This is a genomic window from Collinsella sp. AM33-4BH (assembly GCF_003469205.1).
GTDB lineage: Bacteria > Actinomycetota > Coriobacteriia > Coriobacteriales > Coriobacteriaceae > Collinsella.
In genome coordinates, this window is record NZ_QSIN01000002.1 from 62,252 (window position 1) to 88,020 (window position 25,769).

The 25,769-nt window shown below is 61.9% G+C and carries 21 protein-coding genes, 2 tRNA genes and 1 pseudogene; 22 read left to right on the plus strand and 2 right to left on the minus strand.

Going from position 1 to position 25,769, the window contains the following annotated elements:
- Window positions 1–225 precede the first annotated feature (225 nt).
- From DW821_RS01785 to DW821_RS01800, 4 genes and pseudogenes are all read left to right on the plus strand, one after another.
- Entirely contained in the window at window positions 226–1,509 is a 1,284-nt protein-coding gene (locus tag DW821_RS01785; RefSeq protein ID WP_118065232.1) for an O-acetylhomoserine aminocarboxypropyltransferase/cysteine synthase family protein, read from the plus strand.
- A 141-nt stretch (window positions 1,510–1,650) separates the two neighbouring features.
- Window positions 1,651–2,955, plus strand: coding sequence for an MFS transporter (locus DW821_RS01790; protein WP_118065234.1), 1,305 nt, complete (start codon window positions 1,651–1,653; stop codon window positions 2,953–2,955).
- A 157-nt stretch (window positions 2,956–3,112) separates the two neighbouring features.
- Window positions 3,113–3,691 carry a xanthine phosphoribosyltransferase gene (locus DW821_RS01795; RefSeq protein ID WP_118065236.1) on the plus strand — a complete coding sequence of 193 codons (579 nt, stop codon included), beginning with the start codon at window positions 3,113–3,115 and terminating at the stop codon, window positions 3,689–3,691.
- 155 nt (window positions 3,692–3,846) lie between these two features.
- Window positions 3,847–4,155: pseudogene (locus DW821_RS01800) on the plus strand (peptide chain release factor-like protein); the annotation flags it as partial.
- A 21-nt stretch (window positions 4,156–4,176) separates the two neighbouring features.
- Here DW821_RS01800 and DW821_RS01805 read toward each other — a convergent pair.
- Window positions 4,177–5,139: a diacylglycerol kinase family protein gene (locus DW821_RS01805; RefSeq protein ID WP_118065238.1), complete on the minus strand. Its 963-nt coding sequence runs from the start codon at window positions 5,137–5,139 to the stop codon at window positions 4,177–4,179.
- 86 nt (window positions 5,140–5,225) lie between these two features.
- Window positions 5,226–6,647 (minus strand): chloride channel protein, encoded by a 1,422-nt coding sequence (locus tag DW821_RS01810; RefSeq protein ID WP_192934557.1) that lies wholly within the window; start codon window positions 6,645–6,647, stop codon window positions 5,226–5,228.
- 211 nt (window positions 6,648–6,858) lie between these two features.
- Between DW821_RS01810 and glp the strand changes: the two genes are divergently transcribed.
- From glp to selB, 18 genes are all read left to right on the plus strand, one after another.
- On the plus strand, window positions 6,859–8,121 hold the full coding sequence (gene glp, locus DW821_RS01815; RefSeq protein WP_118065486.1) for a gephyrin-like molybdotransferase Glp: 1,263 nt from the start codon (window positions 6,859–6,861) through the stop codon (window positions 8,119–8,121).
- A gap of 10 nt (window positions 8,122–8,131) precedes the next feature.
- On the plus strand, window positions 8,132–8,611 hold the full coding sequence (locus tag DW821_RS01820) for a molybdenum cofactor biosynthesis protein B (RefSeq protein WP_117786467.1): 480 nt from the start codon (window positions 8,132–8,134) through the stop codon (window positions 8,609–8,611).
- 204 nt (window positions 8,612–8,815) lie between these two features.
- The gene (modA, locus tag DW821_RS01825) at window positions 8,816–9,688 is read left to right on the plus strand and encodes a molybdate ABC transporter substrate-binding protein (RefSeq protein WP_117773612.1); all 873 of its coding nucleotides are present in this window, start codon (window positions 8,816–8,818) and stop codon (window positions 9,686–9,688) included.
- Window positions 9,689–9,756: 68 nt separating this feature from the next.
- Complete coding sequence (modB, locus tag DW821_RS01830; RefSeq protein ID WP_233552974.1) at window positions 9,757–11,199, plus strand: molybdate ABC transporter permease subunit; 1,443 nt, start codon at window positions 9,757–9,759, stop codon at window positions 11,197–11,199.
- A 3-nt stretch (window positions 11,200–11,202) separates the two neighbouring features.
- Window positions 11,203–12,273, plus strand: a complete 1,071-nt coding sequence (locus tag DW821_RS01835; protein ID WP_118065242.1) for a sulfate/molybdate ABC transporter ATP-binding protein — start codon at window positions 11,203–11,205, stop codon at window positions 12,271–12,273.
- Between the two features lie 431 nt (window positions 12,274–12,704).
- Window positions 12,705–13,988: a double-cubane-cluster-containing anaerobic reductase gene (locus DW821_RS01840; protein ID WP_118065244.1), complete on the plus strand. Its 1,284-nt coding sequence runs from the start codon at window positions 12,705–12,707 to the stop codon at window positions 13,986–13,988.
- A gap of 155 nt (window positions 13,989–14,143) precedes the next feature.
- Entirely contained in the window at window positions 14,144–15,307 is a 1,164-nt protein-coding gene (locus DW821_RS01845; RefSeq protein WP_118065246.1) for a double-cubane-cluster-containing anaerobic reductase, read from the plus strand.
- Between the two features lie 154 nt (window positions 15,308–15,461).
- The gene (locus DW821_RS01850; RefSeq protein ID WP_118065248.1) at window positions 15,462–16,226 is read left to right on the plus strand and encodes an acyl-CoA dehydratase activase; all 765 of its coding nucleotides are present in this window, start codon (window positions 15,462–15,464) and stop codon (window positions 16,224–16,226) included.
- 70 nt (window positions 16,227–16,296) lie between these two features.
- Window positions 16,297–17,346 (plus strand): selenide, water dikinase SelD, encoded by a 1,050-nt coding sequence (gene selD / locus DW821_RS01855; protein WP_117769980.1) that lies wholly within the window; start codon window positions 16,297–16,299, stop codon window positions 17,344–17,346.
- A gap of 60 nt (window positions 17,347–17,406) precedes the next feature.
- Window positions 17,407–18,033 (plus strand): sulfurtransferase-like selenium metabolism protein YedF, encoded by a 627-nt coding sequence (yedF, locus tag DW821_RS01860; protein WP_117765839.1) that lies wholly within the window; start codon window positions 17,407–17,409, stop codon window positions 18,031–18,033.
- Between the two features lie 19 nt (window positions 18,034–18,052).
- Window positions 18,053–18,304 carry a DUF3343 domain-containing protein gene (locus tag DW821_RS01865; protein WP_117765837.1) on the plus strand — a complete coding sequence of 84 codons (252 nt, stop codon included), beginning with the start codon at window positions 18,053–18,055 and terminating at the stop codon, window positions 18,302–18,304.
- The gene (locus DW821_RS01870; RefSeq protein WP_117765835.1) at window positions 18,301–19,440 is read left to right on the plus strand and encodes an aminotransferase class V-fold PLP-dependent enzyme; all 1,140 of its coding nucleotides are present in this window, start codon (window positions 18,301–18,303) and stop codon (window positions 19,438–19,440) included. Before DW821_RS01865 ends, DW821_RS01870 begins: the two co-directional genes overlap by 4 nt.
- A 67-nt stretch (window positions 19,441–19,507) precedes the next feature.
- Window positions 19,508–20,866, plus strand: a complete 1,359-nt coding sequence (brnQ, locus tag DW821_RS01875; protein WP_118065250.1) for a branched-chain amino acid transport system II carrier protein — start codon at window positions 19,508–19,510, stop codon at window positions 20,864–20,866.
- A 91-nt stretch (window positions 20,867–20,957) separates the two neighbouring features.
- A tRNA-Pro gene (locus tag DW821_RS01880) sits at window positions 20,958–21,034 on the plus strand.
- Window positions 21,035–21,040: 6 nt separating this feature from the next.
- Window positions 21,041–21,114: transfer RNA gene (locus tag DW821_RS01885), tRNA-Gly, on the plus strand.
- Between the two features lie 196 nt (window positions 21,115–21,310).
- On the plus strand, window positions 21,311–22,147 hold the full coding sequence (locus tag DW821_RS01890; protein WP_117769978.1) for a formate/nitrite transporter family protein: 837 nt from the start codon (window positions 21,311–21,313) through the stop codon (window positions 22,145–22,147).
- Window positions 22,148–22,331: 184 nt separating this feature from the next.
- Window positions 22,332–23,789, plus strand: a complete 1,458-nt coding sequence (gene selA / locus DW821_RS01895; protein WP_158566222.1) for an L-seryl-tRNA(Sec) selenium transferase — start codon at window positions 22,332–22,334, stop codon at window positions 23,787–23,789.
- Window positions 23,786–25,756: a selenocysteine-specific translation elongation factor gene (gene selB / locus DW821_RS01900; protein ID WP_117798178.1), complete on the plus strand. Its 1,971-nt coding sequence runs from the start codon at window positions 23,786–23,788 to the stop codon at window positions 25,754–25,756. Before selA ends, selB begins: the two co-directional genes overlap by 4 nt.
- Window positions 25,757–25,769 lie beyond the last annotated feature (13 nt).

Below are 25,769 nucleotides of genomic sequence, written 5' to 3' on the forward strand. Positions count from 1 at the left end.
CTTGTTCATGGTGTACCCGCCTATGGTACCCTTGCCGGCGCATTCGCTTATCGAGACCGCAGTGCATATCTCATTGTTTTTCGCCATCGAACACTTTCTTAAGATTTGGGACAAATAAACCTGATTAATTTGTCCCATAACCTATCGGCGGGGTGGGTTGAGAGGGGTGCGGGGTAGCGGTATCGTGAACCGAATAAAAACAAAACCCAAGTAAGGGAGTTGGATATGAGCGAGCAGACCATCGGTACTACATGTGTTCAGGGCGGCTATCACCCGGGCGACGCGGAGCCGCGCCAGGTGCCCATCTACCAGTCCACCACGTGGAAGTACGACACGTCCGAGCACATGGGCAAGCTGTTTGACCTGGAGGAGTCTGGTTACTTCTACAGTCGTCTGCAGAACCCCACATGCGATCTCGTTGCCGCCAAGATCTGTGAGATGGAGGGCGGCACCGCTGCGATGCTCACGAGTTCGGGCATGGCCGCGAACTTCCTCGCGATCTTTAACGTGGCCGGTGCCGGCGATCATGTGGTCGCTAGCTCTGCTATTTATGGCGGTACGTATAACCTGCTCGCCCACACCATGGGCCGCATGGGCGTGACTTGCACGTTTGTCGCCCCCGACTGCACCGATGAGGAGCTGGAGGCAGCCTTCCGGCCCAACACCAAGCTCGTCTTTGGCGAGACGATCGCCAACCCCGCCCTTGCCGTGCTCGATATTGAGCGCTTTGCCAAGGCCGCACATGACCACGGCGTGCCGCTGATGGTCGACAACACCTTCCCGACGCCCGTGATGTGCCGTCCCTTTGAGTGGGGCGCCGACATCGTTACGCACTCCACCACCAAGTACATGGATGGACATGCTGCCTACCTGGGTGGCGTGATCGTCGACCACGGCCAGTTTGACTGGATGGCCCATGCAGACAAGTTCCCGGGTCTCACCACGCCCGACGAGAGCTATCACGGCGTGACCTATGCCGAGAAGTTCGGTCGCGAGGGTGCCTTCATTACCAAGGCAACCGCTCAGCTCATGCGCGACCTCGGCCCCATGCAGAACCCGCAGGCGGCGTTTTTCCTGAATAGCTCGCTCGAGAGCCTGCATGTGCGTATGCCGCGTCATTGTGAGAACGGCCTGGCCGTTGCTAAGTTCCTGCAGAGCCATCCCAAGGTGCGCTTTGTAAGCTATCCGGGCCTGGAGGGCGATAAGTACTATGACATCGCTCAGAAGTACATGCCTAACGGTACCTGCGGCGTGGTGAGCTTTGGCTTTAACGGTGGTCGCGCGGCGGCCGAGACCTTTATGAAGAGCCTTAAACTTGCCCAGATCGCCACGCATGTGGCTGACGCCCGCACCTGCTGCCTGCATCCCGCTAATGCCACACACCGCCAGATGAACGATGAGGAGCTCATCGCCTGTGGCATCTCCGCCGACATGGTGCGCCTGTCGTGCGGCCTCGAGGATACGGCCGATCTGATTGCCGACCTTGAGCAGGCGCTCGAGCAGTGCTAGGCTAGCTTCTCGTATGAAGCGACGGAGCCTCTTGGGGTTCCGGTGACATATAGTTCCGATTCCGTAGGCGGGACCCCAATCGCGACTGTTCGCAGGCGATTGGGGCCCCGTTTTTGCGTTGCACCACTCGAAAGGATGGATATGGAGAAAACTGCAGAGCAGCTGCGCCGCGAGCACATTGCCCTTGAGGGCGATACCCATGGCAAGAACAAATGGGCGATTCTGTTTACCGTGCTCATCATGACGTTTATGTCGTGTCTGGATTCGACCGTCGTGACCGTGGCGTTGCCCGTGATGCAAAAGGAGCTGGGCGTGGGCCTCGACCGCATCCAGCTGGTGAGCTCGGTGTACCTGCTTGCGACATGCGTGGCTATGCTGCCGTTTGGCCGCTTGGGCGACGTGCGCGGCAAGGTGGGCGTATTCCAGCTGGGCGTAATCGTTTTTACGGTCGGCTCGCTGCTTTGCGGCCTTTCGAGTTCGCTAGAAGTTCTTATTCTGGCACGCATTGTGCAGGGCGTCGGCTGCGCGGCGGCCATGGCTAACAACATGGGTATCATCACCGAGTCGTTTCCGGCGCGCGAGCGCGGTCGTGCCATGGGTATTCTCGCGACCTTCGTGGCCCTCGGCATGATGTGTGGCCCCGTGCTGGGCGGCATGCTGGTGGCAAGCTTTCCCTGGGAGAGCATCTTCCTCATCAACCTGCCCATTGGCGTCATCTCGTTTATCGTGGGACTCTATACACTACCGCATGTTAAGCCGGAGGCCGGCGAGCGCCCCATGTCCCTGATTGAGGCTGCTCGTCGCTGCTTTGCAAATTCGGCCTTCACCATCAACCTTGCTTGCATGCTCATCGTGTTCGTTGGTATTGGCGCATCCGAGTTTATCCTGCCGTTCTATTTTCAGGACGCTCACGGCTTTGGTTCCGATATCTCTGGACTACTCTTTTTGGCGCTGCCGATGGTGAATGCCTTTATCGGCCCGCTTTCGGGTACGGTTTCGGACCGCGTTGGCTGCGAGGGACCCACGGCGGTCGGTCTAGGCGTGTACGTGTGCGGTCTCTTTGCGGTAAGCACGCTTGACGAGCGCTCTTCTATCCCTGTGATCGTGTGTTGCGTCGCGTTTATGTCGTGCGGTACGTCGATTTTCCAGAGCCCCAATAACTCGCTGTATATGGGCTCAGCTCCTCGCGAAGCACTCGGTTTTGCGGGCAGCTTGGGCAGTTTGGCGCGATACGCCGGCATGGCACTCGGCATTACGGCGGCGTCGCATATCCTGTATGGGCAGATGAGCGTGGCGATGGGCGAGGCCGTGACCAGTTTTGTTGCGGGCCGTCCGGATGTGTTCCTGTTTGGTTTTCGTTCGGTGTTCTATGTGTTGATGGCCGTGGCAGCCGTGGGCTTTGCGCTCGCCATGGTGCGTTTGGTGAAGATGCGCGCCCGCCATTAGCGTGTTGGGAGGCTGTCTGCCACGATTCGCGCCGTCCCAAAAAGACTGGTTTGTGGTGCGATGTGGCTTGTGGGACGGGCGGGGGTCGGTCCGTGGTAGACTATCGAACAACGTTTATTAATCGCGCGGTATCGTTGCCGCGAGAAGGGGTTGCGCCATGCAGGAGCTTGAGGATCGTATTCGCCATGACGGCATCGTAAAGGCCGGTAACGTCCTTAAGGTTGATGCCTTCCTCAACCACCAGTGCGACGTTGAGCTGTTCGACCACATGGGTGCCGAGTGGGCCCGTCTGTTCGAGGGTGCCGAGATCAACAAGATCCTGACGATTGAGGCTTCGGGCATTGGCATGGCTTGCATCGCAGCCCAGCATTTTGGCGGCGTGCCGGTGGTCTTTGCCAAGAAGGCACAGTCCATCAACCTCGACGGCGAGCAGTATGCCACGACCATCTACTCCTTTACTAAGCAGAAGGAGTACCCGGTCATCGTTGGTAAGCGTTTTCTGTCCGAGGGCGACAAGGTCCTGATCATCGACGACTTCTTGGCCAACGGCTGCGCGCTCGAGGGTCTTATCAAGATCTGCGAGGCTGCGGGTGCCGAGGTATCCGGTATTGGCATTGCGGTGGAGAAGGGCTTCCAGGGCGGTGGCGATAAGCTCCGCGAGCGCGGCTTCCGCGTTGAGAGCCTGGCCCGTATCGCCGATATGGACTGCGAGACCGGCGAGATCACCTTCGCCTAAGCGCGCAACACAAGCGATTGGTATGCGATGTGACAAAGGGACTGTCCCTTTGTCACATTTTTTGTATGAGGGGAGGTGTTGATATGGATGAGAACAAGATGGGGTGGCGCGAGTATGCGCGCTATGCCGAGATGTCGGCCGAGGAGTTGGCGCGCGATTGCGAGGTGCAGGTGTTTCGCGCGACGGGTCCGGGCGGACAAGGCGTCAACACGACGGACTCTGCTGTGCGCATGAAACATGGGCCCACGGGGATTGTCGTGACGGCGCGCGAGAGCCGTAGTCAGTTTCAGAATCGCGCGAGCTGCCTGCGTAAGCTGCGCGCAGAGCTTGAGCGTCGTGGCCGTCCGCCGCGCCGTCGCGTCAAGACCAAAGTGCCCCAGCGATCGCGCCAGCGCAGGCTCAACGACAAGCACTTCAATGCGATTAAAAAGGCTAACCGTCGCAAGCCGGGGAGCGACGAGTAGCCGATTGTTTCGCTGGTCTTGCTAGCGGGTGGGGTGCCAGACTTGGAGGGCGCCGGGTAGGATGTCGACTTCGATGCGCGAGGCGACGATGGGCTCGCCGTCGGCCTGGATGGGGTAGTCGGGCTCCTCAAAAGTTAGCTCGGCATGGCGGCAGCGGCGCATGCGAACCGGTGGCAACTTGGTATGGTGGCCGTCCTTGGCCGAAAGGAACATAGGCAGGGCTACCGCGCGAGGGACGGGGCCGCAGGCGTAGCAGACGTCGAGCATGCCGTCGCAGGGGTCGGCATCGGGGCAGATGCGATAGCCCGAGCCATACGTGGGGCCCAGCTGTATCGCCATAATGATCGCCCTCACGCGCTCTGTGGGCGCGCCGTCAAAGCTGACTGTCATAGGATAGTTGCGATAGCGTAGGCCAAACTGCTCAAGTCCCGAGAGGGTGTAGAGCGGCGCGCCCGTCAAGCCGGTCTTTTTGCGCAGCTCGGTGGTGCTAAGGCCGATGGCAGCATCGATGCCGACCGAGAGCGTCTGGTCGTAGTACTCAACGGTAGCCTCGCCGCTGCCGCTCGCAGGGCTCCACGAGCGAATGCGCCCGATATCCTGACGCTGCAGCTCGCAGGTGAGCAGCGCGCCAAAATCCTTGCCGGAGAAATCGTCGATGCCGAGCGTCTGGGCAAAATCGTTGCCGGAGCCCACGGGCAGGACGGCAAGAGCGGGGCGGGCGTTCTCCTTTTGCGTCATAAGCCCGTTGACGACCTCGTGAATCACGCCGTCGCCGCCGAGTGCGATAACGGTGCGATAGCCCTGAGCCTGTGCGGCCAGCTCCTTGGCGTGTCCCATACGCTCGGTCAACACCAGGTCAAACTGGGATGCGCGTGCAGTCATGTCCAAAAAGCGTTGCAGGCGTTCGGCAACTTCGCGTGCCGCACCCGACTGGGCGGCTGGGTTGGCGATGATGAGCGTGCGACCAAAATCAGTTGCGTGCATGGGGCGACTCCCGGCGTGTGACATGACGGTGCGGTCGCGCTCAGGTCGAATTAGCCCCGATTGTGGCTGCACGGCGATTATTACATCTACTCTATCAGGTCGTTGTGGCGCTCGATAGCATCCGCTACCGTACCGCCCTCATCCACAATAAGCGAACGGCGCTTGGGTGAGATGATGCGCTGGGCGGGGTACACGCCGCGGTGTCCGCCGGTTAGGTAGCTGATAAAGGCCACGATGACAAAGAACCCGGCGGCCGTGCCGTGGAACAGGTCGATGGCCATCATGCAGGTGGTGATGGGCACGTTGAGGCCGGCGCAGAACACGCCGAGCATGCCGAGAGCCGCCAGAAAACTGGGGTCAAGCCCGGTAAGGCAGCCGATCCAGCCGCCGAGCGCCGCACCGATGCCAAACAGAGGCGTGACCTCGCCGCCTTGGAAGCCGGCGCCCAGGGTAAGCGCTGTGACGACCAACTTGATGGCTGCGTCCGCCAGGGTGGTGTTGCCTGCAAACCCGGCGCCGGAAAGCCACGTGGAAAGGCCGGCGTAGTCCCAGGCGTCGAGGAGGGCGTAGGCGGCCAAAACCACGAGTGCGCCTATGAGTGCGCGAACGAGGTAATTGGTGATAAAGCGGCCGTACAGGCTCTTGACGGTACGAACCGACCAGGCAAAGAGACGTGCGGTGAGACCAAAGATGATGGCGCTGATGACTACGATGACAACCGTCCGTGGTGTCATGTTGGGAACGCTGGCGATGACATTCGCCTCGTACTCGGTTCCCAAGGCAAGCGACGTAAAGTAGCCGGTAAACGAGGCGACCAGGCAGTAGATGCCCGCGGTGTAGTCGATCTTGCCGATAAAGCACATCTCCATGCCAAAGAAAGCTCCAGCAAGGGGTGAACCGAATACGGCGCCAAAGGCCGACGAGATGCCGGCGAGCATGAGGTCGTGGTGGTCATGCTTTTTGAGGTGGGCGAGGCTCGAGATGTTGCTGGCGATGGTGCCGCCAATCTGCACCGCAGCTCCCTCGCGACCGGCCGACCCGCCCGTTAGGTGCGTGAGCGTGGAGCAGACGAAGGTGAGAACGGCCATGCGCATATGGATGAGGCGTGTGCCCAGAGCGGAGTCGATGACCAGGTTGTTACCGCGTTTGGCGGCAAGGCCGTGGTTTTTGTACACCCATGCGGTGGCAACGCCCACAACGGGAAGCAAGGCGTAGACCCATGCATGGTGCTCGCGATAGTCGGTCGCGATATTCAGCGAGGTCAAAAACGCCCAGGCGGCAACGCCCATGGCGAGCGAGACGATGACGACGAGTGTGAGCAACTTGGCGCTCGCGAGTAGGTTGCGGGCGTTGCGGCGCGTGTCGGCGGCCAAGAGATGCTCGGAGCGGGTGAGCTGATGCCTGCCGGCCATGATGACGTCGTTCAGGGAGAAAAAGCCGCCGTCGTCGAGCGACTGAGAATGATCCTGCGCTTCGTTTGCGCTTTCGGGTTTGTCGGTAAAAGTCATACGTTCCTCTTTTGGGTTGCAACACGAGCATTATAAAACGCGGTAAACGCGACGAGCCGGTGGGTTGGTTTTGGTTTTGTTTCGCGGCTTGCGGCCGACAGATGTATTCGCGGCCGCGGGCCAGGTCTTGAGCAGGCGGCGAGGGATTATACTGAGAGAAACATAAAGAATCGGCGCTTTTGTTGCGCGCCGCAGCATGCTAGAGGTGTATATGGCTGAGAAACTCATTCCGTTGGAGGACGCGCAGGCGATCGTCTTGTCGCACGTGAATCGCACCGAAGTCGTCGAGATTCCCGTGTGGCAGGCCGCCGGTCTTCCCTTGGCAGAGGATGCGGTGGCCGATATCGACATCTCGCCGTTTGCCAACAGCGCTATGGACGGATATGCCGTGCGCTCGGCGGACTTGGCGCAGGCATCTGGCGAGGCGCCGGTGACGCTCGACGTTATCGGACACGAGGCTGCGGGCCATGTGTTTGAGGGCACAATCGGCGCGGGCGAGACGGTCCGCATCATGACGGGCGCGCCGGTACCCGAAGGTGCCGATGCCGTGGTGAAGTATGAGATCGTCGATGTGCTCGTCGGTGACGGCAACGAGGGTTCGCGTGTGAGGTTCTCGGCGCCTGCCAAGGTAGGGGAGAACGTTCGCTCTGCCGCCGAGGAGGCCCATGCCGGCGATGTTGTGATGCACGCCGGCGAGGTCGTGGCTCCGGCGGGCGCCGGCTTGTTGGCGAGCGCCGGGTATGCGAGCGTGAAGGTGCATGCCGCGCCGCGTGTGGGCATTATCTCGCTGGGCACGGAGCTGGTCGCGCCGGGTGAGCTGCCGGCGCGCGGGCAGATTCGCGACTCCAACTCGTCGGCGTTGATGGCCGAAGCGCTCGATGCAGGAGCCGAGCCCGTGTTCTACGGCATTGCGCCCGATGATGAGCAGGCGATTGCCGAGCTGGTGCATCGCGCCGTGCTGGAGTGCGATTTTGTCATTACGAGCGGTGGCGCCTCGGCAGGCGACTACGACTACGTGACGGCGCTCGTCCGGCGCGAGGGCGAGGTGCTGTTCGATCGCATCTCGATGCGTCCGGGCAAGGCCATCACGTTTGGCTTGCTTGGGGGTAAGCCCTACCTGGGACTTTCAGGCAATCCGGCCGCGGCGTATGTAGGCTTTGAGATGCTTGCGCGTCCGGCGATCCGCAAGATGCGCGGCTTTGCCGAGGGTACGCGTCCCGTGCAGCAGGCGACGCTCACGCACGGCGTGAAAAAGCGACAGCATCGCCGCTTCTTCGATCGCGCCACGGTTTTGCGCGACCCCGAGACCGGTGAGCTGTTGGTGACCGAGGCCAAGACGCAGAATTCGGCGCTGCTCGGCACGATGCAGCGGGCTAACTGCCTGTTGCGTGTTGACGAAGGACCGTGCGACCTCAAGGTGGGCGATGTCGTGGACGTTGTTCGCGTCGACCTGCCCGAGGGCGCCGTGTTGTAAGAGGAATGCTATGGAGCTGAAGATATCGATCGTGACGTGCTCGGATACGCGCGATCTTGCCCAGGACGAGGCTGGAGCCGCACTCGAGGAACTTATCGAGGCGCAGGGCTGGACGGTCGCCTCGCATGTGGTCGTGCGCGACGACGTCAGCGAGATCGGTGATGCCATTGTGGAAGCCGCCGATGAGTGCCACGCCAATGTCGTGCTCACCTGCGGCGGCACGGGGCTTTCGATGCGCGATGTGACGCCCGAGGCGACGCGTACCGTCTGCGATCGCGATGTGCCGGGTATTGCCGAGGCGATCCGTGCGTACTCCATGACCAAGACGCGCCGCGCCATGCTCTCGCGCGCCGTGTGCATGCAGCGTGGGTATACGCTTGTCATCAACTTTCCGGGATCCACGAAAGCGGCCCGCGAAAGCTGGGAGGCCGTGAGCGACCAGCTGGAGCATGCGGCCCAGATGACGGCGGGCGGCGGGCACACCAAATAAGCGCACTACCTGCGGCGGAGCGACCTTGCGAGTCGCTCCGCCTTTTTATGCATCGACAGCGCGGGCCGTCTCGTGGTTATTGGTAAAAGAAAATTATCAGGCGAGAAATCTTTATCACTGATATTATTCGCACGAAAGTATAATCTAATTACAGAATAAAGCTCGCGGTGGGGTACCCGGGCACAAGGTCCGAAAGGGTTGAACATGTTCGATATGGTTTCTCGCCGCGGATTCGTCTCGCTTTCTGCTGTCGCCGCTGCCGGCCTTGGTCTTGCCGGCTGCTCGGGCAACAATACGTCCGAGCCGGCCGGATCCGATGCCGGTTCTGCTAAGGCATCTTCCAAGAAAGCTGTCGAGCTGCAGGTCTTTGCCGCCAACTCGCTCGAGAAGGCTCTGCCCGAGGTTCAGGAGCTTTATACCGACCAGACCGGCACCGCCTTTGCCGACACGCAGTTCAAGGCCTCCGGCGACCTCGTCGAGCAGATGCGCGCCGGTGCCGCCGTTGACGTGCTCATCACAGCCTCCAAGGGCACCATGGATGACGCCGAGGCCGCCGAGCTCGTCGACGCCGACACCCGTGAGGATATGTTCGTCAACGACCTCGTGATCATTCGCGCTGAGGGCTCCGACACCAAGGTCGAGGCCATCGCCGACGTCGCGAATCTGGACGGCAAGATCGCCATTGGCGACGCCAAGACCGTTCCCGCCGGCAAGTACGCCAACCAGGCCCTGGCCTCCGTGGGCCTCTACACCGGCACCGAGGGCGACGACGGCGAGTACGCCCCCGAGATCGCCGACAAGGTGGCCCTGGCCGACAAGGTCGGCACGGCTGCGTCTTACGTCTCTACAGGCGACTGCGTGGCTGGCTTTGTCTACAGCTCCGACATCTACCGCTACGACGGCATCGAGGAGGCCTTTGTGTGTCCCGAGGACTCGCATAAGCCCATCGTGTATCCGGGCGCTGTCGCCGATGGCTCCGAACATGCCGACGAGGCCAAGGCGTTTATCGACTTTTGCCTGTCCAACAAGAAGGCCCAGAAGATTTGGGCCAAATACGGCTTTGAGCTTTCCGCGTAGTGCGGCTTGGCGCGATAATTCCATCGTTTTGTGTTTAACTCCGTCCTTGTATTCTCTTGGAGCTTTTTGTGCTTAATAGATTCCGCATGCTTGTCGCCTGTGCTTTGACCTTCGCGCTTTGCTGGGTGCCGGGATTTGCGTTTGCTGGGGACGCCGAGGACGGGGCCCAGGTTGCTGCGACCGCTCATGGGCTTTCCTATGGGATCGAGGGTTTTGAGCGGTTGGCCAAGGGGACCGCTCGTGCCATGGAGGGCCAGCCTGAGGGCTACCGGTTTCCCGTTGACGAGGACGTGGACCTTGTAGTGGCGCCTGCTGCCGATCGCGTTGTGGTGTGGATATCGCCCAAGGCGGTCGAGAAGTATGGATTGGATCCGCAGGACAACGAGTGCGTATCGGGCCTCAAGGCCCTCGTCTGTGAGCTCGACAGCGCAAACTGCATGGGAGGTGCGCAGCTGGGGGACGTGGATCTTCCTTGGTATGTCACGGCGGAAACAACGTTTGATGCCGGCGGGTATACCTATGGCTTTGACGAACGCGGTGCGGATGGGGACCGCTATGTGGTGATTGCATCGGCCTCGGGTGATGCCAAGGGCGGCGCGCGTTGGCTTGATAGCGCTCAAATGGTAGAAGCATCGTCAGTCGTGTTGCGGAATGAGCAGGGGCCCTTGACCTCTTTGGCCTCCTTTTTAGGCGGCATCGACTACCGCCCGTTTTGGGTGTCTATCAAAACGAGCGGCCTTGCCCTGCTGATTGCCTTTGCACTGGGCTTGTTTGCCGCGTGGAAGACTATGGGTACCTCGAGTCGCATCAAGGGCCTGCTCGATTCGGTCTTTACGATTCCTATGGTGCTGCCGCCCACGGTCTGCGGCTTTCTGCTCCTCATGCTGTTTGGCCGCTCGACCGGGGTGGGCCAGTGGCTCATCGCGCACGGCATCTCGATCGTCTTTACCTGGCCCGCGGCGGTCATTTCGGCCGTCGTTGTGTCGTTTCCGCTGGTCTACCGCACGGCGCTCGGAGCCTTCGAGAGCCTCGACACGCAGATGCTCGACGCCGCGCGCACGCTCGGGTGGTCCGAACGTCGCATCTTTACCAAGCTTATGATGCCGCTCGGCTGGCCCTCGATTGCCGCCGGTACGGTGCTCGCCTTTGCCCGCGCCATGGGAGAGTTTGGCTGCACGCTGTTCTTTGCGGGCAACTATGCCGGCATTACGCAGACCATTCCCATCGCCATCTACTTTGAGTGGATGGGCGGCAACACGTCGGTAGCTCTCTTTTGGGTCATTGTCGTAATCGTGTTCAGTTTCCTGGTCATCCTGTTCATCAACATGTACACGGCGCATTCGCAAAAGTATCGCGAACGGGGCCTTTCCCGTGCGGAGCGCAGGCAGGCCAAAGATTTCGCCGGACAGGGCGATTCGCTCGACCCGGTCGGCGGCGATGCGCTGCGTATCGATCGCGAGGCGCTGGCCGAGCTCATGCGCGATGACGCCGTCTCGACGGGAGGTCGATAGGCCATGTCGCTCGTTTTGGATATTAAGAAACGTTATCCCGGGTTTGTGCTCGACATGCATCTTGAGGCCGGCGAGGAGCGCGTGGCACTGCTGGGCGCCTCGGGTTGCGGCAAGAGCTGCACGCTGCGCTGCATTGCCGGTGTGGAGACGCCCGACGAGGGCAAGATCGTCGTCAACGGCGTGACCTTTTTTGACTCGGCCGCGGGCATCGACCTGTCGCCCCAGGAGCGAAAATGCGCCCTACTGTTCCAAAACTATCAGTTGTTTCCCAACATGACGGTGGCCGATAACGTGTGCGCCGGTGTAAAGGATGCGGGCGACGCCGCCGCGCGTAAAAAACTTGCCGAGCGCTACTTGGGAATCTTTGGACTGGCCGACTTTGCCGACCGTTATCCCGCGCGCCTCTCGGGCGGCCAGCAGCAGCGCGTGGCGCTCGCGCGCATGGTGGCGGCACACCCGGGCATCTTTATGTTCGACGAGCCCATGAGCGCACTCGATTCCTATCTTAAGAGCGCGCTCGAACAGAACATGCTTGACCTGTTCGATGTATGCAGCCGCACCGTGCTCTATGTGAGCCACGACATCGACGAAGCGTGCCGCCTGTGCGAGCGCATTTGCGTGATGCACGACGGGCATGTGGAGGAGATCGGCTCCGTCGAGGACGTGGTCCGCCGGCCGCAAACCTTGGCTGCGCTGCGCCTGACGGGCTGCAAGAATACGAGCCGCGCGCGCAAGATCGGGCTTCAGGAAGTTGAGGCCCTGGACTGGGGCATGACCTTCAACGTGGGCCGTGAGGTTCCCGATAACGTGGCGTACCTGGGTATTCGTGCGAGCTACTTCCATGTGGACAACCGTGCCGAGCGGGGTCGCAACAGCTATGATTTGCACGTGGCCCGTGTGAGCGATTCGCGCTTTGAGCGCCTGGTGCTGCTGGATGTGCCGCGTGCCGATGCGCCGACGCGCCTGCAGTGGAAGGTCAACAAAGTGGGCATGCCTGTCGACGAGCTGCCGCAAGCAGGCGAGACGCTGCGCATGCATTTTGATGCCAGCAGGATCCATTTGGTTTGTCGATAGCGCCGGGTAATGCCGTCGGGGGATATAAGCCTCGGCGGCTTTGTTTTTGCCGTTCGCCGAATGAGGAATGACAAATTCTAATCAATCAAGATAATTATTTATTAAACGACGGCACACGACGCTGTCGTACGAATGTCAACGGTGTTCGCATGGTCGATGACCGTTGGTATAGTTGACCTCAACTTGTAAAGGAGGGTGCGCACATGCCGCAGACGACATACATTTGCCGCGTTGCCGCGCGTGCCCTGTATATGGCTCGGAGCCGCATATGAGCAGGTATGTTCACGGCTCCGGGAGAGACGACGCACAACTAAATAACCGTCCGCAAGGCAGGTTCCCTAAAATTCCGGGTTTAAGCACGGCCGGGCAATCGCCGTCCGTCGTGCATCGATACCGCCGTTATCAGTTTTTGGTTCGAGAGGGGAACCGTCATGGCTGAAGAATTCGATTTCCATCCGATGTGGGAGAGCCTCGGCATGAATCTTGCCGACCACGACATGCTGCTGGGCGCTGTGGGCCAGATGTACGGGGACATGTTCCTGTCGCAGAACAACCGCCCCAAGTCCACGTCCTACTTGGACTTTGTGGCCACCAACATCCACAGCGGCCGTATTAAGGAGATGCTCGACAAGAAGGAGGCCGGCGAGGCCACCAAAATCGTGGGCTCGTTCTGCGTGTACGTGCCCGAGGAGATCGTGCTTGCCTGTGACGGCATTCCCGTTGGTCTGTGCTCGGGTGCCGATTGGGCAACGGACAAGGTCGAGGAGCACTTGCCGCGCAACACTTGTCCGCTTATCAAGAGCTTTGCCGGCTTTAAGCTGGGTGAGGTCTGCCCCTACATTGAGTCGAGTGACCTAGTGGTAGGCGAGAACACCTGCGATGGCAAGAAGAAGGCCTACGAGTTCTTTGCAACGCAAAAGAACATGTACGTCATGGATATTCCCAACGTACACGACGAGTCGACGCTCGTGACCTGGAAGGCCGAGGTCAAGAAGCTCGCCGCCAAGATCGAGGAAGAGTGCGGCGTCACGATTACGTCTGAGCGTCTGAAGGCCGCCATCCACGCCGTCAATGAGAAGCGTCGCGCCCTGCAGCGCCTCGCTGCCACGCGCGCTGCCGACCCTGCGCCCATCAGCGGTCTTGACAGCCTGCTGACCGTTCAGGCCGCCTTTATGGACGACACGCCACGTCTGACCGGAGCCATTAACGATATGGCGGCTGAGTGCGAGCAGCGTGTCGAGGCCGGCGAGGGCGTGGCGCCCAAGGGGACCAAGCGCATTCTGTACACCGGCACGCCCATGGCCGTGCCCAACTGGAAGCTGTTCAACCTCATCGAGAAAGCCGGCGGCGTTGTGGTAGGCGAGGAGTCCTGCACGGGCTCGCGCTACTACAAGGACCTGGTCGACGAGTCCGGTGAGACGGTGGACGAGATGCTCGATGCCATCGCCGAGCGCTACTTTAAGATCAACTGCGCCGTCTTTACGCCCAACGACCAGCGTATGAAGGACATTGTCCAGATGGCCAAGGACCTGCATGCCGACGGCATCGTCGACGTGGCCCTGCAGTTCTGCACGCTCTATGAGATGGAGTCGTTTGCCGTGGAGAAGGCCGCCGAGGAAGCCGGCATTCCGTTTATGCACATCACGACCGACTACGCCGGTGAGGATGCAGGCCAACTGCAAACCAGGATCGAGGCCTTCTTGGAAACCATTTAGGGCTATCCGTCCCGGCGGCTTTCCCAGGCACCCGATCTTGCCGTTCAAACCGTCGTTTGCGTACCAAAGTACGCGGCGCTTCTCTTTCACGGCAACCTCGGGCACCCGGGAAAGCCGTTCCCCCAGGTCGGTTAAAAGGTTTGTTAAGGAGTTATATGTCGGAAAATATTGAGCAGCCGTTGCCGTCCACGTTTGAGGAGTTCAACGAGCAGCGCAAGGCCGCGTTTATTCGCGTTAAGGATTACAAGCAGGCGGGCAATCGTCTTGTCGGGTATCTGTGCAGCTATACGCCGCTCGAGATTATCGATGCCGCGGGCGCCTCGAGCGTGGCTCTGTGTGGTACGTCCGACGAGGTGATTCCCGAGGCCGAGAAGGTGCTGCCGGCAAACCTGTGCCCGCTCATCAAGTCTACGTATGGTTTTGCCTATTCGCAAAAGTGCCCGTTTACGTACTTTAGCGACATGATCATCGGCGAGACCACCTGCGACGGCAAGAAGAAGATGTACGAGCTACTCAACGAGCTCAAGCGCACACACATTCTGCATCTTCCACAGGGTCGCGATCGCGCCTACGAGCGTGAAGGCTGGTACGAGGAATGCCGCCTGCTCAAGGAGGAGCTCGAGAACTTCTACGGCATTACGATTACTGATGACGACCTGCGCGCCGCCGTCCGACGCCGCAACCGTCTGCGTGCGGCACAGCTCGATATGTTCGCGCTGCAGGCCAACCAGCCGGCGGCCATGAGCGGCGTCGACCTGATGAGCACCATGTTCGCCGGCACGTTCAGCTTTGATATCGAGACCTATACGGAGCAGCTGGAGCAAAAGGTCGCCAAGCTGCGCGAGGCCTACGACGCGGGCGAGCGCCCGGTTGCGGCGGATGCCAAGCGCATTCTGATCACCGGTTGCCCGGTGGGCGGCGTGATCAACAAAATCGGCCGCACTATCGAGTCCAACGGCGGCGTGGTCGTGTGCATGGACGACTGCTCGGGCGAGCGCACGGCGGCGATGATGATCGACCCGGATGCGCCCGACATCCTGCGCGCCATCGCCGACCGCTACCTGGACATCAACTGCTCGGTCATGACGCCCAACGACGGTCGTATGGAAAACACGCTGGCCATGTGCGAGAAGTATCATGTCGATGGCGTGGTGGAGAGCGTGCTGCAGGCCTGCCACACCTTTAACGTGGAGAGTGCGCGCATGCAGGAGGCTGTCGAGGGTGCGGGTATTCCGTATATGAAGATCGAGACCGACTACAGCAACGGTGACATGGGCCAGATTGAGACCCGTATCGCCGCCTTTATCGAGACGCTCTAGCTTCCTCAGGCACCGGATCTTGCCCCTCAAACCGTCGCTTGCGTACCAAAGTACGCTACGCTCCTCTTTCGGGGCAACCTCCGGCACCTGAGAAACCTAGAGCTAAGGCGCCTGAACTCGCCACTGTCTTTGATGTTTTGATGAGGAGAGAGCCATGATAGGGATCGGGATTGATATCGGGTCTACGGCGGCTAAGGCTGCTGTGGTCGACGGGGAGGGTTCATTGGCGTGGACGTGCGTGCAGCCAACCGGGTTCTCCTCGGTCGATGCTTCCGAGCGGCTGCGCGAGGCACTGGCAGCGGCCGGCTATGGCGTGACAGCCGACGACGTGCGCGTGATCGCGACCGGCTACGGTCGTGTCGCCGTGCCCTATGCGCACAAGGTCGTGACCGAGATCACCTGCCACGGTACCGGTGCCGTGCGTCTGTTTGGTGACCATGGCACCGTGATCGATGTGGGCGGCCAGGATACCAAGGTCATTCAGCTTAAAAGTGGCCGCGTGGCCAAGTTTGCCATGAACGACAAGTGCGCCGCCGGCACGGGGCGCTTTTTGGAGATCATGGCCGACCGCCTGGGCATTTCCCAGCAGCAGATGGCCGACCTGGCGCGTTCCGGCGAGCCTACCAAGATCAGCAGCATGTGCACGGTGTTTGCCGAAAGCGAGGTCATCAGCCTGATCGGTCGCGGTGAGCCGCGCGAGAACATCGCCCGTGGTGTGATCGACAGCGTGGTCTCGCGCGTGGCGACCATGGCCGGGCAGGCGGCGGGTGCTCCGTACTACCTGACGGGAGACCTGTGCGAGAACGCCTACGTTGTGGAGCGGTTGGGCGAGCTACTGGGGTCGCCGGTGACCACCTCGCCCCAGGCTCGCTTTGCCGGTGCCATCGGCGCGGCGATTCGCGCACAGGCGCTCAATTAATGCATCCGCCTTGGGCTCGCATTCATGCGTATACTGAGAGAAAATGATTGACCGATGAGGGGAGGTATCGATGCCTGACGATCAGATTAAGCTCACGTCTATGACTGCCGCGAGCGGTTGAGCCGCTAAGTTGGCTCCTGGAGCCCTCGCCCAGGTCCTGGGCGACTTACCCAATGTGCATAACGACAACCTGCTCGTGGGGTTCGATACCTCCGACGATGCGAGCGTCTTCCGCGTAGGGGAGAACCTGGGGCTCGTGCAGTCCATCGACTTCTTCCCGCCGATGGTCGACGACCCGTTCCTGTTTGGCCAGATCGCCGCGGCCAACTCGCTGTCGGACATCTACGCCATGGGCGGGCGGCCGAGCCATGCCATGAACTTGCTGTGCATCCCGAGCTGCCTGGGCGTTGAGGTTGCCGGCAAGATTTTGGCAGGCGGTGCCGATAAGTGCGTCGAGGCCGGTTGCTCTATCGCGGGCGGCCATACCATCAACGACGACGAGCCCAAGTACGGCCTGTCCGTGAGCGGCTTTGTCTCGCTCGACCGCATGCTCGCCAACAGCGGCGCGCGCGCTGGCGATGTCCTGTTGCTGACCAAGGCGATCGGCTCTGGCATCATCACCACGGCCATTAAGGGCGAGCTCATCGAGCAGGACGAGGCCGCAGCCATGTTTGACTCGATGCGCACCCTCAACGAGGCGCCGATTCGTCTGGCCGAGGGACTTGAGCTTCACGGCTGCACCGATGTCACGGGCTTTGGCCTGATCGGGCACGCGTGCGAGATGGCCGAGGGCTCGGGCGTGCAGGTTGAGCTTGCGTCGGGGGCGGTGCCGCTCTTTGATCAGGTGCTCGACATGGCACGTCTGGGCATTATCCCAGCGGGCTCCTACCGCAACCAGGACTTTTTTGGCCCGCGTGTGGCTGCCGACGAGGACCTGGAGCCGGGCATGCTCGACGCGCTGTACGATCCGCAGACGTCTGGTGGCCTGCTTATCGCGGCGCCCGCGGCGGATGTGGATGAGCTTGCGCGTCGCCTGGATGCCGAGGGGTGCATCGCCGCCGTTATCGGGCGCGTGTGCGAGGCGATGCCGAGCGGTCCTGCTGTTCGCGTTGTGCATTAAAGAAAACCGTTTATGCGACCGCCTACTGTTCTGGGCGGTCCCTTTTGAAAGGATGTAGCTATGTCTATCAAGATTGAAGTCAATGCCATGGGCGATGCCTGCCCGCTGCCCGTCGTCAAGACGCTTAAGGCACTCAAACAGCTTGATGGCGAGGGTGCCGTGGTGACCTCGGTCGACAACGAGACCGCCGTCAAGAACATCTCCAAGATGGCGCAGGAGAAGGGCTGCACGGCTTCGGTCGAGAAGATCTCGAACGCCGAGTGGCACGTGAGTGTCGCGACCGCCGGTGCCGTGGCCGTTGCGGACCCCGAGCAGGACGGTGCCGCTTTCTGCGACGCCAGCGCCGGCAAGGGCAAGCTCGTCATTTCCGTCTACACCGACTGCATGGGCCGTGGCGACGACGTGCTGGGCCACAAGCTCATGAAGGCCTTCATCTTTGCCGTGACGCAGCAGGAGGAGCTGCCCGCGACTATGCTGTTCTACAACGGCGGTGCCAAGCTGACCGTCGAGGGATCTCCAGTGCTCGACGACCTGAAGGGCCTGGCCGAGCAGGGTGTCGAGATTCTCACCTGCGGTACCTGTCTCGACCACTATGGCATTAAAGACCAGCTTGCGGTGGGCGAGGTCACCAACATGTATGTGATCGTGGAGAAGATGGAGCAGGCCGTGCGCGTCGTGCGCCCGTAGCGTATTGGTTGGAGTTGCCATGAGGGAGAAGCGCCCGGCGCTTGTCATCACGTTTCCCACCACGGCGGCCGCCATGGGTTGCGAGTCCCTGTGCATCGAGCGCGGCCTTCCCGGGCGAACGATTCCCGTGCCCGGGGAGGTCGCTGCCGGCTGCGGTCTGGCGTGGAAGGCGTTGCCTGCCGATGAGGAGCTGCTGCGCAGCGAACTTGCCGCGGCGGGCGTTCCCACCGAGGGCTATACCGTGATTGATATGTGGGAGGTCGTGCGATGATCTACCTGGATAACGCGGCGACGACCATGCACAAGCCGCAGGCGGTCATCGATGCCGTGACGCAGGCGATGTGCTCGCTCGGCAATGCCGGGCGCGGCGCCACGTCGGGTGCCCTCGACGCGGCGCGTGCCATCCACGGCTGTCGCGCCAAGCTTGCGCGCTTGCTGGGCTGCCCGCGTGCTGACCATGTTTGTTTTACGCCCAACTCCACCACGGCGCTCAACACCGTCATCAATGGCGTGGTGCGCCCCGGCGACCGCGTGGTCACAACGGTGCTCGAGCACAACTCCGTGCTGCGTCCGCTCAACCGCCTGGCGGCAGAGCAGGGCGTGACCGTTGAGCACGCGGGCTGCGACGCGAACGGCGTGCTCGACTACGATGAGCTCGAGCGGTTGGTCACGCCGGGCACGCGTGCTGTGGTGGTGACGCACGCCTCCAATGTGACCGGCAACGCGGTCGACATTGCACGCGTGGCCGCTATGGCCCATGCTGCCGGTGCGCTGGTGATCGTCGATGCCTCGCAGTCTGCCGGCACGGCGCATATCGATATGCGGGCCATGGGGCTCGACGTGGTGTGCTTTACCGGCCACAAGGGGCTCATGGGACCTCAAGGCACGGGTGGCCTGGCCGTGGCGGAGGGCATTGACGTGGCTCCTTGGGCCATGGGCGGCACGGGCGTGCACAGCTTCGATGCGCTGCAGCCGCGGGAGTGGCCCACGCGCCTTGAGGCGGGCACGCTCAACGGTCACGGTATCGCCGGCCTTTCTGCCGGCCTCGACTTTATCGAGGCCCAGGGTGGGGTCGAGGCGATTGCTTCCCACGAGCGTGCGCTCGCTGATCGCTTCCTTGCCGGTGTACGCGAGATTCCAGGGATTAAGCTCTACGGTGCGTTTGACCTGCCCACACGCTCGGCGATCGTCTCGCTCAACGTGGGCGATATCGATTCTGCCGAGATTTCGGATGCGCTCATGCAAGGGTGGGGGATTGCGACGCGCCCCGGTGCTCACTGCGCTCCGCTCATGCACCGCGCGTTGGGGACCGAGCGCCAGGGTGTCGTTCGCTTCTCGTTTGGGTATTTCAACACGGACGAGGAAGTTGACGCCGCGATTGAAGCTTTGCGCGATTTAGCTTACTAAAGCGTATATACTTGCGGGATGGGCCTTTTGCCCGTCCCGTTTTTGTTTCGACCCGAAAGGTGGTCCCATGGCCTCATCCGCGCCGCGCGGCCTGCGCTCCGACCATGTCGTTACCGTCGGTATCGCCCTGTTCTCGATGCTCTTTGGCGCCGGCAACCTCATTATTCCGCCGCTGCTGGCGCTGCAGGCAGGTTCTGCCACGCCGGTCGCCATGCTTGGCTTTCTCATCGCCGCCATCGGCTTGCCCGTTATGGGCTTTATCGCCGTGGCACTTGCCGGAACGGCGCGCGAGCTTGCCGGCCGCGTGCGCCCCAAATTTGGCGAGTTCTTTGTCGCGGCGGTGTATCTGGCTATCGGCCCGTGCCTGGCCATTCCGCGCACGAGCTCCACGGCCTTCGAGATGCTGGTGCCGCTGCTGCCCGAGGGCGTCTCGCTCGCCACGGCTCGCCTGGTGTTTGCCGTCGGGTTCTTTATCGTCGCATTTGCGCTCACGCTGCGTCCCGGCGTCATCACGCGCGTACTCGGCCGCATTACGGGCCCCGCGCTCATCGCCCTTATCGTATTGGTCGTGGGCGCTGCCGTGGTCTCGCCGCTGGGTCCCGCTGCCGCGCCACAGGCTCCCTATAATGCCGGTGCTGCCGTGCAGGGCTTTTTGACCGGCTATCAGACCATGGACCTGCTCGCGTCGCTCGCCTTTGGCATCATCATCGCCGAGACCATTCATGAGCTGGGTGTTACCGATGACAAGCGTGTGGCCTTCGAGATTTCGCGCTCTGGTGTTATCGCCGGCGTGCTCATGGCCATCATCTACTGCGGCTTGGGCCTTGCCGGTATGCAGCTCGGCACCGTGATGCCCGACGCTACCAACGGCGCCGCTATCCTTGCGCGTTCGGCCTCTATGCATTTTGGTCTTGCCGGCACGGTCGTGGTCTTTGCGATCTTTTTCCTCGCCTGCATGAACGTGTGCATCGGCCTTATCAGCTGCTGCTCGCGTTACTTCTGCGAGACGTATGTGGTCGAAGGGGGAGCGGAGGCTTCCGAGGAGGCCATGCGCCGTCCTTTTGCGGTTCTCGCCTTTGTGTTCGCCGCATTTTCGTGCGTGCTTTCCAACGTGGGCCTCGACGTGATCCTTATGTTCTCGGTGCCCATGCTCAACGCCTTGTATCCCGTTGCCATTGTGCTGGTGCTGATGGGCCTGGTGCACGGCTTTTGCGACGCACATCCGCAGGTTTGGGTCTGGGTCGGCGGCGTTGTCGCGGTGCAGAGCGTAATCACTTCGGTCCGCGATGCGTTCTTTGCGGGCGCGTGGCTACCGTTCGATGCGTTGCCGCTGGCAGATATCGGCGCTGCGTGGGCACCGGTTGCCGTGGTTGCCTTTGTGATCGGTCTGCTCCATAGCCGGTTTGTCGCACATTCGAGGAGCTAGGGTATCGTCGCTTGCACAGGCGGGGAGTCTCACCTATAATTTCCTTCGCTTTGGGACACGCAAGGTTTAGACCTTAGCTGCTCAACACCTTCGGGACGTGGCGCAGTTTGGTAGCGCGCCTGCTTTGGGAGCAGGATGTCGCAGGTTCAAATCCTGTCGTCCCGACCATATCTTGCGGGCGTAGTTCAATGGTAGAACCCCAGCCTTCCAAGCTGATGACGCGGGTTCGATTCCCGTCGCCCGCTCCACAAGATTGGTTAACGGCTTTGATTCTTTTTGGGATCAAGGCCGTTTTTGTGAGAGTACCGGGTGACGAACCCGTCGCTCCAAGTAATTTGCAGGTCAGAGGTACGTTTACTTCTGGCCTGTTTTGTTTTGACCGTCCGGCGCGGGACATGTGCTTTGGCAATGCTTGTCCCACAACGTAAGAAAGAAGTGATCGACATGGCAGATTCCAAGGCAGAATATTCCACCCCCGATTGCCTGGCGCCCGCCGCGATCGAGGCCAAGACCGAGGCTGCCGGTGTTACCAAGGCCAATCTACCGACCTCGAAGGCCTTTATGCTTGCCATGTTCGCCGGCGCGTTCATCGCCTTTGGCGGCCTGTTCTTCACGGTCTTTTTGAGCGATCCCACGCTTGGCTGGGGCGCCCAGCGCTTTGTGGGTGGCCTTGCTTTTTGCCTGGGTCTGGTGCTCGTGCTCATTTGCGGCGCGGAGCTGTTTACCGGCAACTCGCTTATGGTCTGCGCGCTCAAGAGCAAAAAGATCACGCTCGCCCAGATGCTCAAGGCTTGGGTCGCTGTGTGGATCGGCAACTTTGCCGGCGCGCTGTTCGTCGTCTTTTTGGTTTACATGGCAGCTATTTACAAGCTCAACGGCGAGGCCGTCGCCAACACCATGGTGAGCGTCGCCGCCGGTAAGGTTTCGATTGACGCCGTCACCATCTTCTTCCGCGGCATTCTGTGCAACATCTTTGTGTGCCTGGCTGTATGGATCGGTACCGCTGGCAGGACCGTGATCGACAAGGTCGTGGGCATTCTGCTGCCCATTGCCGCGTTTGTGGCCTGCGGTTTTGAGCACTGCGTTGCCAACATGTACTTTTTGCCCATGGGTATTTTGATGCACTCCTGCGGCTATGGAGTTGATGTCGCCGGCGCCGACGCCCTCAACGCGGCGGGCCTGGCGCTCAATCTTTCCGTCGCCACGCTCGGCAATATCGTGGGCGGCGCCCTGATCGTTGCGCTGGGCTACTGGTTTATCTACGCCAACAGGGAGGCCTAAAGGCCCCATGGCATAACCGACCAAAGAGGGACAGGTTTATTTTGGCGGGTTTGGACGAGGCGCTGCGCCGTCTTGCCATGAGCTGCCATAATGGACCTGTCCCTTTTGCATGCGCGTCGCCATTTGGTGGCCGACGATGATCGTGGGGGACCTGCTTTTTATTGAATATGTCGAAAGGCTTTCCATGAGCGACTGCGAATCCATGCCCGCCGAGGTGCGCGACCGCCTGCGCTCCATTCCCGCTGTCCACGAGCTGCTGGCGGAGTGGCCGGTCATGAAGGCTGCCGGCGATGCGGGCGATACGATCGTGCGCGAGGCGATCGATGTTGAGCTCGATGCCGAGCGCGCGGCGATTCGCTCCGGCGTCCCCGCGAGGAACAAGCGCGAGCTCGCCTTGGCCATTGAGCGGCGGTGCCACCGTCTGTCGCTGCCGACCCTGCGTCCCGCCGTCAACGCGACAGGCGTTGTGATTCACACCAATCTGGGCCGTGCTCCGCTCGCTCCCGCAGCGGTGCAGGCGGTGACCGACGTCGCCCGCAGCTACAGCACGCTCGAGTACGACGTCGCGACCTGTGCTCGCGGGGGCCGCAAGGAGCATGCCGCGCGCCTGCTGCGCACACTCACGGGGGCGCAGGACGCCTTGGTTGTCAACAATAACGCCGCGGCGGTGCTGTTGGTGCTTGCCGCGCATGCATGCGGCAAAGAGGTAATCGTGAGCCGCGGCGAGCTTGTCGAGGTGGGAGGCAGTTTCCGTATCCCCGACATCATGGCGGCTTCGGGTGCCAAGCTTGTCGAGGTGGGCTCCACCAACCGCACGCATCTGGACGATTATCAAAGCGCCATTACGCCCAACACGGCGATGATCCTGAAAGTTCATCCTTCCAACTACCGTATCGAGGGCTTCCACGAGGAGGTTTCCGCGGCGGAGCTTTCTGCACTGGCGCACGAGCACGGGCTTTTGCTTTACGAGGACCAAGGCTCGGGCGCTTTGCTGGCAGACGGGGTGCTTGCCGATGCGGGGGAGAAGCCCACGTCCGCTTCGCTTTGCGCTGGCGTCGACGTTGTCTCGTGTTCGGGCGACAAGTTGCTTGGTGCTTCGCAGGCGGGCATTATCCTCGGCAGTACCCAGGTTATCGCTGCCTGCGCCTCTCATCCGCTTATGCGCGCGCTTCGCCCCGGCAAGCTCACGCTCGCGGCGCTCGAGGCTACCCTGCGTCTGTATGTGACCGGTCCCGATACAGCGCATCGGGAGATCCCGGTGCTCAACATGCTTTCCGGCGCGCCGGCTCCGCTCGAGCGTCAGGCCAAGCGCCTGCATGACCGCATGCTGCGCAAGCTTCGTGACTCTCAGTGCGAGGAGGCGGTGGAGCTGCAGGTTGTCGAAGGCGCTTCTGCCCCGGGCGGTGGCTCGCTGCCGACCGTCGAGCTCCCAACCTTTTGCGTTGCCGTCTGCCCCGTCGATGGGCGCCTGTCCGTCGATGGCCTGAAGCGCGCTATGGTTCAGGAGCCCGATACGCCGGTTGTGACGCGCGTACAGCACGACCAGGTGCTGTTTGACGTTCGCACGCTTGTGCACGATACCGACCTTGATTTGTGTGCGTCTGCGTTGGCCGACGCCGTGCGGGCGGGTTTGCGCCGATGACTGCGCGCGAGCTTGTCGAATGTCCCGTTGTCGTTGGAACGGCGGGGCACGTCGACCACGGAAAGTCAGCCCTTATCGAGGCGCTGACCGGAAAAAATCCCGACCGTCTGGAGGTCGAGCGGCGCCGCGGTATGACCACGGAGCTCGGTTTTGGCGAGCTGGTGCTGCCGAGCGGCAAGCTTGTCGGCCTGGTCGATGTACCCGGTCATGCGCACTACCTACGCGCCATGGTGCAGGGTGCTACCGGCGTGGATGTTGCGTTGCTGGTGGTTTCTGCCGTTGAGGGCGTGATGCCGCAGACCCGCGAGCATGTTCGCGTACTGGAGCTGTTGGGTGTGACGCACATGGTCGTTGCGCTTACGATGCGCGATCTGGCCGATGACGAGACGGCGGAGCTCGCCGAGCTCGACTTGATGGATTTCCTCGGCGATACCGTCTTTGCCAATGCGCCCGTGGTGCCCGTTTCCTCTCGCACGGGTGCGGGTATCGAGGACGTTCGCCTTGCCCTCGATACCGCTATCGACTCTTTCCTGGCCGATGCCGCATCCCGCCCGGTGCGCCCCTGTCTGGCCCCGCGCCTGCCCATCGACCGCTGCTTCACCATCAAGGGATCCGGGACGGTCGTCACGGGCACGCTTCACGATGCCCCCGTGGCGGTGGGCGATGAGCTCGTTTCGAGTCCCGCGGGCGTGCGCTGCCGCGTTCGCGCGATTCAGGTGCATGGCGATACTCCTCGGGCGTTGCCCGGACAGCGCGTGGCGCTCAACATCGTGGGCGACGGCGCGGGCGACCTTCCGCGCGGCGAGGTCCTCTGCGGGTCTGGTGCCGAGGGCTCGACGCTCAGGCTTATCGCGCGCTTCACCTATCTGGGGCGCGAGGGCGCCAAGCCCGTGCCCTTCGAGTCCGGCACGCGCGTCCACGTGATGGTGGGCACGGCAGAGGTCCTCGGCCGTATCATGCTCATGGAGGGCGCGGGGCCGATTGCCCCGGGCGAGACGCGTACCGTGCAAATCCGCCTGAAGGAGCGCCTTCCCGTGCGCTCGGGCGACGGTCTCATCGTGCTTGCGTTCTCCCCGGTGGTACTTATCGGCGGCGGTTGCGTTCTTCTTTCGCGGTGCCGCCGCTCGCGCGACCTCTCCGCGGAAGAGGTCTCGCTGCTCAGGGCTCTGGATGCCGGCGACCGCGCCGCCGCCATTGCCGCATGGCTGGGGCTGCAGCGCCTGCCCGTGCCGGCGGCCGTTGCCGCCCGTGCGCTCGACCTTTCCGGTGTCGAAGTCGCGAGGCTCCTGCACGCCGCGGTGGCGTCGGGCGATGCGGTCGCCCTCCATCCGGAGCGCTCGACCGAGGAGCTCTATGCCGCCCCCGCTGTGCTCGATGCCGCCCTTGCCGCCCTCGCCGACACGCTTGTCGCCATGCATAAGGCCGCGCCCAAGCAAACGGGCTTCACCCCGGGCGAGGTTGCGCATGTCGCCTGGCCGAAAGCGGGCGAAGACGTCGCGTCTGCGCTCATCCTCGAGGGCTGTGCGCGCGGCATCTGCGCCCAGGAGGGGTCTGAGGTCTACGACCCACATTCCGCCGCTGCGGCGATACGTGTGGTGCGCGAGGCAGGCCGGCGCATCGCGGCCCTGCTGGACGAGGCGGGCCTCGATGCACCGACGCTTCCCGAGGTGGGGCAGCAGTTGCAACTCGATCGCGACACCATGACGCGTGCCCTGCGCGAGCTTTCGCTCAACCGCTCGATCGTTAAGGTCGAGCGCGACGTTGCCTTGTCCGCCGCCGCCGAGGCTCAGGCGCGCGAGGTCGTTGCGGCGGCTATCGAGGCTGCCGGCGGCGCTGTCACCACGAGTGTGCTGCGCGAGGCCCTGGGCGTGTCGCGCAAGCGAGCCATTAGCATCTTGGAGCACCTGGATGCGGTGCGTTTTACGACGCTCGACAAAGGAGCCGGCGGCCTAAGATCGCTTCGTTAGGGGCTGCCGTATC

Coding starts and splice junctions, on each gene's coding strand:
- DW821_RS01870 (WP_117765835.1), top strand. CDS start 18,301: ATGATCTACCTGGATAACGCGGCGACGACCATGCACAAGCCGCAGGCG.
- DW821_RS01805 (WP_118065238.1), bottom strand. CDS start 5,139: ATGCACGCAACTGATTTTGGTCGCACGCTCATCATCGCCAACCCAGCC.
- yedF (WP_117765839.1), top strand. CDS start 17,407: ATGTCTATCAAGATTGAAGTCAATGCCATGGGCGATGCCTGCCCGCTG.
- DW821_RS01845 (WP_118065246.1), top strand. CDS start 14,144: ATGTCGGAAAATATTGAGCAGCCGTTGCCGTCCACGTTTGAGGAGTTC.
- DW821_RS01820 (WP_117786467.1), top strand. CDS start 8,132: ATGGAGCTGAAGATATCGATCGTGACGTGCTCGGATACGCGCGATCTT.
- DW821_RS01850 (WP_118065248.1), top strand. CDS start 15,462: ATGATAGGGATCGGGATTGATATCGGGTCTACGGCGGCTAAGGCTGCT.
- DW821_RS01795 (WP_118065236.1), top strand. CDS start 3,113: ATGCAGGAGCTTGAGGATCGTATTCGCCATGACGGCATCGTAAAGGCC.
- DW821_RS01890 (WP_117769978.1), top strand. CDS start 21,311: ATGGCAGATTCCAAGGCAGAATATTCCACCCCCGATTGCCTGGCGCCC.
- DW821_RS01865 (WP_117765837.1), top strand. CDS start 18,053: ATGAGGGAGAAGCGCCCGGCGCTTGTCATCACGTTTCCCACCACGGCG.
- selA (WP_158566222.1), top strand. CDS start 22,332: ATGAGCGACTGCGAATCCATGCCCGCCGAGGTGCGCGACCGCCTGCGC.
- glp (WP_118065486.1), top strand. CDS start 6,859: ATGGCTGAGAAACTCATTCCGTTGGAGGACGCGCAGGCGATCGTCTTG.
- DW821_RS01835 (WP_118065242.1), top strand. CDS start 11,203: ATGTCGCTCGTTTTGGATATTAAGAAACGTTATCCCGGGTTTGTGCTC.
- DW821_RS01840 (WP_118065244.1), top strand. CDS start 12,705: ATGGCTGAAGAATTCGATTTCCATCCGATGTGGGAGAGCCTCGGCATG.
- brnQ (WP_118065250.1), top strand. CDS start 19,508: ATGGCCTCATCCGCGCCGCGCGGCCTGCGCTCCGACCATGTCGTTACC.
- DW821_RS01790 (WP_118065234.1), top strand. CDS start 1,651: ATGGAGAAAACTGCAGAGCAGCTGCGCCGCGAGCACATTGCCCTTGAG.
- selB (WP_117798178.1), top strand. CDS start 23,786: ATGACTGCGCGCGAGCTTGTCGAATGTCCCGTTGTCGTTGGAACGGCG.
- modA (WP_117773612.1), top strand. CDS start 8,816: ATGTTCGATATGGTTTCTCGCCGCGGATTCGTCTCGCTTTCTGCTGTC.
- DW821_RS01785 (WP_118065232.1), top strand. CDS start 226: ATGAGCGAGCAGACCATCGGTACTACATGTGTTCAGGGCGGCTATCAC.
- DW821_RS01810 (WP_192934557.1), bottom strand. CDS start 6,647: ATGACTTTTACCGACAAACCCGAAAGCGCAAACGAAGCGCAGGATCAT.